Source organism: Coleofasciculus sp. E1-EBD-02, from assembly GCF_040218245.1.
In the GTDB taxonomy this organism is placed as follows: Bacteria; Cyanobacteriota; Cyanobacteriia; order Cyanobacteriales; family Coleofasciculaceae; genus Coleofasciculus.
The window spans coordinates 19961-28108 of the sequence record NZ_JAVJQN010000226.1 but is presented as its reverse complement, the minus strand read 5'-3'; the positions used below and the strand labels follow the sequence as shown (position 1 = coordinate 28108).

Annotated in this window: 3 protein-coding genes and 1 pseudogene; 3 read left to right on the top strand and 1 reads right to left on the bottom strand. The window is 47.5% G+C overall.

Annotated elements, in window-relative coordinates:
• Positions 1-162, bottom strand: a pseudogene (locus RIC07_RS34245) (ISKra4 family transposase); the annotation flags it as partial.
• Positions 163-441: 279 nt separating this feature from the next.
• Here RIC07_RS34245 and RIC07_RS34240 point away from each other — a divergent pair.
• The 3 genes from RIC07_RS34240 to RIC07_RS34230 all read left to right on the top strand — a co-directional run bounded on the left by RIC07_RS34240 (position 442) and on the right by RIC07_RS34230 (position 8106).
• A complete protein-coding gene (locus RIC07_RS34240; protein WP_446398407.1) occupies positions 442-4308 on the top strand; it encodes a glycoside hydrolase family 2 protein in 3867 nt (1288 codons plus the stop codon).
• A gap of 560 nt (positions 4309-4868) precedes the next feature.
• Positions 4869-5648, top strand: coding sequence for a glycosyltransferase (locus tag RIC07_RS34235; protein WP_446398406.1), 780 nt, complete (start codon positions 4869-4871; stop codon positions 5646-5648).
• 184 nt (positions 5649-5832) lie between these two features.
• A complete protein-coding gene (locus RIC07_RS34230; protein ID WP_446398405.1) occupies positions 5833-8106 on the top strand; it encodes a GumC family protein in 2274 nt (757 codons plus the stop codon).
• Positions 8107-8148: the final 42 nt, after the last annotated feature.

Here is an 8148-nt window from a genome sequence, read left to right as displayed (position 1 = left end):
AAAAAGGGCGATTTGGGGGCTAACGTGTTCTAATATCTGGTTCCTGACTGTAACTTCTATGTCGGCTAAGGTTTCCAAACTATCTGTGTCACTATTGTTGTACAGAATCTCACTGGCTCGTCTTAAACAAGCTTCCAGTTCGAGGCGTTCGGCTTGGTTCATGAGTAAACCTTGTGAATATCTACATCTATATTATGTCACCTGGAGTCGTTCAAGTATACACGGAAATTTAATTCGCGTCTATTACTCGCGAATTAAAAATCAGCATTTCCCGGCTATTTGCCAAAATGGGATGCTCCCGGTGTAATCACCAAAAGCTTTCAGTGTCAATGAGTTATATATAAAGTAAAGGAAATACCTTCATTGTTATAAAAATTTACGATAACTCTCAGATGAATCGCTCACCCTACTCGTTCTTTAGGGATTTTCCTCCTCCAACCCATGAACCCTAAGCTGACAAAACTATTCGGACTCTTTGTCTTAGCCGCCATTCTCTTTGGATACATTAGTCATATCCTTCCAGAAGGTAAAACCCCCCCCTGTCCTACAGTACAACTCAGTACCTATCCCACCCTGGGTTCACTGGAAATCCCCAACAGCAAACGTGGGCAAATCTATCTGAATGGGAGATGGCAGTTTATGCCAGCTATGGATACCACCGAACCCCAACCGCCACAGGACGACTGGGGTTCGATTTGGGTGCCAGGGGATTGGCAGCATGAGAACTATGCTGCCGTACCTGGACTAATTTCGCGGGGAACGGGAACCGCGTGGCAAAACTTCAACGGCAAATCCCTTTCCAAAGCCTGGTATCAACGCACGGTGAAAATCCCAGCCGATTGGCAAGGGCGCTCTATTTTGCTTGACCTACACCGGGTGAGTACTGATGCCATCCTCTACGTTAACGGTAAACAGTGTGGTCAGGTGGAGTGGCCCTACGGCGCTGTAGACATTACCCCAATGGCTCAACCGGGTACAGAAGTAACCCTCAGCCTCTTGGTTGTAGCCGCCGCCGATGAGCAGGCAAAGACTGTGATTATGAGTCCCAATGAAACCTATACCACCGAAGCCCAGCTAGCCTCCCGGGGACTCATTGGTGAAGTGCGGTTGCTCAGTTTGCCCCAAGATTCCCACATCAGCGATATCTTTGTCCAACCCTCCACCCGACAACAGCAACTCAAACTCGATGTCGAACTGGCGGATGTCACCCAGACTGGCACTGTTGAACTCGTGGCTAAACTGTTCAACGAACAAGGCAAAATTGAGCGGCAATTTACCGCCAAGGCTCAAGTCAAAGCCAAACCCAGTCAAGTCTTACAACTCGCTTGGGACTGGTCTAATCCCCGACTCTGGGATATTAACCAACCCAATCTCTACACCCTGCGCCTAGAAATCCAGGGCGCCGGAATTAACGATGAATATGACCAGCCCTTCGGCTTTCGGGAGTTTTGGATTGAAGGACGAAAATTTTACTTAAACGGGACTGAAATTCGCCTGCGACCGATTCTCCACAAGGAGAAATGGCGAGTGGGTATCCCAGAAGTGGCTGACCGGATGATTCAGGGCTATGTTTGGGCTGGCTTCAATATTGCCGAACTTTGGCCCTGGGATCACGACGAGCGGGGGCGATGGCATTTCCGAGAACTCTTTGCTGAACGCGCCGACTTGAAAGGGTTTCCGATTATCGCCCCAGCTCTGAGTATGTCTCACATTGGTCCGCCAAAACAGTGGCGCCAACAGGATAAGAGAAAGCGCTGGGAGCAGCGCATGACCACCGAACTGCGTCGCTATCGCAACCATCCCTCAATTCTGATGTGGGCAAATAGCCCCAATTTTTTCGGTCACGCGGATGACCAAAACCCACGACGCATTGGCAAAAAAAACATTGCAGGTTCCCTAGCTCACCGGGTTGCAGACGAGCGCATCCGCAAGATATATCCCATTGGTGAGAAAGCGGTAGCGACCATCAAAAGCCATGATCCCACGCGACCCGTCCTCATGCACGAAGGGGCGTCCGTCGGCGATGTCTATGCCCTGAACTCCTATTTAAATCTGATCCCCCTGCAAGAAAGAGAGGAATGGCTTTCGCACTGGACGCAATACGGCGATATGCCCTACATGGTGGTAGAATTCGGCACACCCCTGCACGCGACAATGATGCGTAGCCGCAATGGGTTTAGGGGAGCTATCACCAGTGAACCCCTGATGACTGAGTTTAGCGCGATTTACCTCGGCAAAGAAGCCTATGAGCTAGAGACTCCTGCTTACCGCCGGAAAATCCGTGAATTCTTTGTCCAAAAGCAGGAGTATCAGAGTTGGCACAATAACCAGGAACTAAATTTTGCCCCTGCTTTTCAGAAGCTACAGGAATTGTTCAGCACAAACACTTGGCGTAGTTGGCGCACGTTTGGCATTACAGGTGGGATGATTCCCTGGAATCAGGGTCACGGTTGGGAGGTTTCGGACGCGGGACGAGAAAACGTCGATCTGGGGGCATTTGAACCTGGACAACGGGGACCCTACCTCAAACAAGTGCCGAAATCTTTATGGTACAACTTCCAACCCCAGAGCTATATTATCCATCCAGGGGGACAAGCGATTTTGGCAAACAATCGCCCTACCCTGGCTTGGATTGCCGGAGCCGCCAAGGCGTTTACGGCGAAAGACCACAGTTTTTTAGCGGGAGAGAGACTCCAAAAGCAAGTTGTCCTGATTAATGATACCCGGGTAAAGCAAGATTTTTCCTATAACTGGCAAGTGCTGTTGGGAGGTAAACCTATCGCCACGGGTGAAGAAACGGGAACGATTGAGACGGCTCAAACTCTGTTCTTTCCTTTAGCATTAGATTTACCCAATGTCAAGGGCAAAGTTGACGGAGAAATTCGCCTCAGGGCTGAGATTGGCAATCAGCAGCATCAAGACAACTTTTCGTTCCGAGTGTTCAGTCACACCCCATCCTCAGTCCCCAATCACCAATCCTCAATCACTGTGTTTGACCCGGTGGGTAAAACTAGCCAGATGCTGAAACAGTTAGGATACAATCTTGTCCCATGGGATGGTTCATTCACCCAGTCACTGCTGGTAATTGGTCGCGAGGTCTTGTCCGATGGGTACAAACTCCCTGGAAATTTAGCCACCTTTGTCCGCCAAGGGGGTCAAGCAATTATTTTCCCGCAAAACCCGGAATGGATACGTCGCACAATCGGTTGGCGGGTTTCCCACCATCTGAGTCGCCGGGTTTTCCCTGTTGACCAGACTCATCCAGTGGTGAAGGGATTAGATCAGATGGATTTACGGGACTGGAGAGGCGAGAGTACTATGGTTGAGGCTTATCCGGATACAACTCAGGGAGACATCAACCCTAATTCTCACGGTAATCCCTTATTATATGGGTGGCACTGGGGAAATCGCGGTGCGGTTAGTAGTGCGGCGGTGGAGAAGCCCCACCATAGTTCTTGGCGACCAATTCTAGAGTCTGAGTTTGATTTAGCCTACACGCCACTGATGGAACTTAACTATGGGAAGGGGCGGTTGATGTGGAATACGTTAGACCTAGAAGACCATGTACCCCTGGATGCAGCCGCATGTCAATTGGCGCAACAACTGATTGCTTATGGTTCTACTCAATCCCTTTTTGCTAAAGCGGATCGGGTTCTGTTTATGGGTAGCGATGATGAGGCGACTCAACTAGATGGATTGGGTTTGATTTACCAGCGGACAAGTTCTATCACGGCTGACGCTGAACTCGTCATCATCGGAAGCCAAGCCACTGTGACTGATGAGCAGTTACGCGCCTATCTGAATCGTGGGGGAACGGTGTTTTTCTTACCCCGACATTCAGATTCTGCGCCTTTGGAGATTCGTCTTCAATCAGTGAAGGAGTTTGCGGGTTCCCTGGCTGTCCCCAACTGGACAGAGACTCGTGGACTCAGCGCCTCGGATTTGCGATCGCGCACTGAACATCAGGCTTGGTTAATTCAATCTGGGGGTGAGGTGGCTGCAAATGGTCTGTTAAGTCGTCTGCAACTGGGGAATGGGGTAGTGCTGTTTGCTCAGCTTGATCCCAACGGTTTGAATGCGGATGTCAAGACCCACTTACGTTATACCAGCTGGCGACAGACGAGAGCTAGCGCCCAAATTCTGACCAACTTGGGCGCTAGCTTCCAAGCTGACAGCATCATCTTCCAACAGATAGGGCAAACACCCAACCAACGCAGCTTATCTACTACTGAAAGTGGCTTTTATCATTCCGATTACCGAACAGATTTTGACTTAGGCGATGAACCCTACCGTTATTATCGCTGGTAAAGTTTTAATGGCTACTAATTATCCATTTTCACATTTATGTCTTCAGCTATTCTCACAGATCTGGTTTAATGCGATCTTAACGTTTTAAAATCTATTCTGTGCCAGTATTCCATACCCAAAAGGCGACAAGGTAAGTAGTTAGAGGAGATTTAGCTAGGTTAGTATCCTAGATTACATAGCTATCCTCAATGAATTGTGACATTTTTTCTTTTCGACATGGAACGTCTTTGACAGAACAGATTTCAGCAGGGCTAAATATGACAATTTGTTGAGTATTGTTGTCTAAGTTTCCTCGAAATGTCTTAGGTGAAATTTTGATAACTTGATCAGCGCTTGAAGCGTCCTAGAACTTGTCAAACCCAGCCGAGTACCGTAATATTACCATACATCTTTGACAATAAAGACAGAGGCGCGTCACGGTGATATTTCAGGGGTTTTACATTCTCAGCACTGAACCACTAATCGTTTCCTATATCGGAGCTTTCCCGACCCTACCCAAAGGATTTCAACCCAAACACGTCTTAGAAAGTCCCGGAGGGTGGTCAGCGCGATGGAAACCAATGGTTAAATTCAAGAGGCATCAAATCCGACACCAGCTATCCGGCAGGCAATATCACTTGATGGTCAATGCCTCTGATGAAGAGGTCTGGCGCAAACGCTGGCTAATACAGGGAGCGCACTTTAGCTCCAGCGTCTATGTCAACGAACATATCTACCAAACCCTAAATCAGCCAAAGCACTACGACGCCATCTACACCGCACAGCTTCTCCCCTTCAAGCGACATGGATTAGCTAAAGACATACAAAACTTAATGATTGTCTCCTACGGCGGAGACTTGCCGACGTTCTGCCCCGAATTAGCATACGCTGAGTATAATAGAGAATTCATCCCTCGTCCTGAACTCGCCAAAAAGCTGAATCAGGCTTACGCGGGTCTGTGCCTTTCGGCAGAAGAAGGAGCCATGTATGCCTCCGTGGAATATCTGCTTTGTGGCATTCCCGTGGTGAGTACACCAAGTAAAGGAGGACGCGATGAATTCTTCAATAGTGAGAATTCCATCATTGTTCCCCCCCAAGCGGATGCCGTTGCTCAAGCGGTACAACGGTGGAAGGCATCACCCCCCAACCCCGAAAAAATCCGTAAGCAAATCCTTAAACAGCTTAACGCTATCCGGCGTGGTCTATGTACTTATGTTGCCAAGCTCATTGAAAAAGAAGGAGGCGGTAAAAAAAACCCAGAAGAACTCATGGAAAAATACTTTGCTCCACCCGGTATCTCATCTCGTTTCGTTCACCAAAGGGACTTAGCCAGTATTAATTTAGAGCAATTCGGAGTGTAATGTCATAGAAAAACTGACGGAGCCACTTAGGTTCCGGCGATTTTAATCGCAACAATACAAACAAAGTCCGCCGACGCGGACTAGGGAAATCCATAAAATAGAGATATACCTACCTTGAACTGAACTCAGACAGGTTAATCAGTGATTCTGTTTCAGTCAACCCCAGACTCTAGAGGTGCTTCTGATGGATACCGAACGCAATTTACAGCCATTTCCCGCACAGCCAAACGGCAAACCGCTCAAGTCTTTGCCCCAAGTTCACTCAGGCGAAGTTAATCAGAGTGATGGACAAACCGTAGATTTAGCATGGGTTTTGGCTGTTTTTCGTCGGAGAGCCTGGTTAATGGCAGGAGTTGCCTTGACCTTAATTGTGGGTTCTGGAGTCTGGCTGATCTGGAGTAAGAAACAGTATATTCCCGAGTACCAAGGGTCTTTTAAACTTTTAGTTGAGCCAGTCACCGCAGAAAGTCTGTTAAGAAATCAATTTTTGCAGGCTCAAAGTCAAGGTGCAAATCGACAAACACCAAATCTGGAACGAACCAGTTTATTGGATTACGAGTCTCAGATTCGAGTTTTGAAAAGCCCGAAACTCATGACTCCAGTATTCGAGCAGCTACAGGATAGGTATCCAGACATGGACTATAACTCCCTACTAGGAAGTCTGTCCATTGTCCGCATCACTTATGAAAAAAATGCCGAAGATGTCGGCACTAAAATTTTAGAAGTAATTTATAAGGATAAAAACACAAAAAAAATTCACTTTGTTTTAGAAACAATCGCTGATAGATATCTGGAATATAGTCGCCAAGAACGCCAAAAAACGCTGACGCAAGGGATTGCATTTATTGAATCTCAGCTTCCCCGTTTACAGCAGCAAGTTGACCAACTCCAAGGGCAACTGCAAGAGCTACGACAAGAGTACAATCTGATCGATCCAGAGCTAGCTGACGCCCACCTGACACAACATGTGTTGGTAATTCGCAGAAATCGATTAGAGACTGCTGCTCAACTAGCTGAAATCCGTTCGCTCTACAACGCTTTACAACAACAGTTTAATCAAGCTGATCCCACCGCAGTTTTATCGACAGAGGCTCAAGCCTATGGCACTTTACTCTCTGAATTGCAGAAAGTCGAAACTCAGATTGCCTTAGAATCGGCACAATTTCGGGCAGATAGTCCTCCCATGGAAATCTTACGTGAACGGCAGGAAAGTTTGCGTCTATTACTCAATCAAGAATCCCAAGATGTACTGGAAAATTTAGCGGGCAAAATCCAGGGGTTAGAAGATCGCTATCAAACAATTCTGCAAACTGAAAATCAGATCAATCAACAGCTTGAGCAGTTGCCTACGGTAACCCGACAGGTTGGTGACTTAGACAGGAAACTTAGTGTGGCGACGGATAACCTGAAGGAATTTCTTTCAAAACGAGAAACCTTAAAACTTGATGCCGCTCAGCAAGAAATTCCCTGGGAGTTAATTAACCCCCCAGAAATCTGGGAAAATGCCAATGGTGTGCCAGTACCTGTCGAACCGCACTCCCTGAAGCGCCCCCTGGCTATCGCTGTAGTTTTAAGTGTCCTGCTGAGTATAGGTGTCGGTTTTCTGGTCGAGATTTTCCATACGGTATTCCACACCCCTGAGGACATCAATGGGTCAACAAAACTGCCGATTTTGGGGGTGATTCCGTTGACCAAACAATTTAAAAAACTCTCCAAACAACCCAGTCAACTGGCTATTATTGCCCAAGTTGCCAAATCTGTGTCCAAAACAGAGCGTCATTTTTCCCCCAATCGCAGTACAGAGTATGGCAGTTCACCCTTTATGGAAGCCTTTCGCTCCCTCTATACTAATATCCGTCTGCTGAGTTCTAAGAAGTCTATCCAATCGCTGGCGATTAGCTCTGCTGTACCCGGCGATGGCAAAACAACGGTGGCTTTGTATCTGGCTCAAACCGCTGCCACCATTGGCAAGCGCGTTTTACTTGTAGATACCGATTTACGGAGTCCTCAGCTTCACAGTCGATTGGACTTACCCAATACTCAGGGACTCAGCGATATCATTGCCATAAACTTAACGATTAAAGATGCTATCCAAACATCCTCTCTTGATGAGAACTTGTTTGTTTTGACGGCGGGTCAGAGTTTATCTGACCCCATCAAGCTGCTTTCCTCTGATAAGATGCAGTACATCATGGATCAAGTTACAGCTCAGTTCGACTTAGTGATCTACGATACCCCACCTCTTCTAGGTTTGGGGGATGGGAACCTGCTCGCCGCTAAGGCGGATGGTACCCTGCTGGTCGTGGGGGTTGAGAAAACCGACCGTTCCTTGGTGATGAAAGCTTTTGATGGATTAAAGATTGCTAGAGCGTCGGTTTTAGGGATTGTTGCCAATGGTGTGAAAGTAGAAGCAACTCAGGCTTATGGTGCCTATCGCCGAAAGGCAATTCGATATTAAGTTGAAAGAGTCTGGCAAATGGTAACCAATTAATCATAAAAC

Bases quoted from the DNA above. Each gene is read 5' to 3' on its own strand.
- RIC07_RS34230 (WP_446398405.1), top strand. From the start codon at position 5,833: ATGGATACCGAACGCAATTTACAGCCATTTCCCGCACAGCCAAACGGC.
- RIC07_RS34235 (WP_446398406.1), top strand. From the start codon at position 4,869: ATGGTTAAATTCAAGAGGCATCAAATCCGACACCAGCTATCCGGCAGG.
- RIC07_RS34240 (WP_446398407.1), top strand. From the start codon at position 442: ATGAACCCTAAGCTGACAAAACTATTCGGACTCTTTGTCTTAGCCGCC.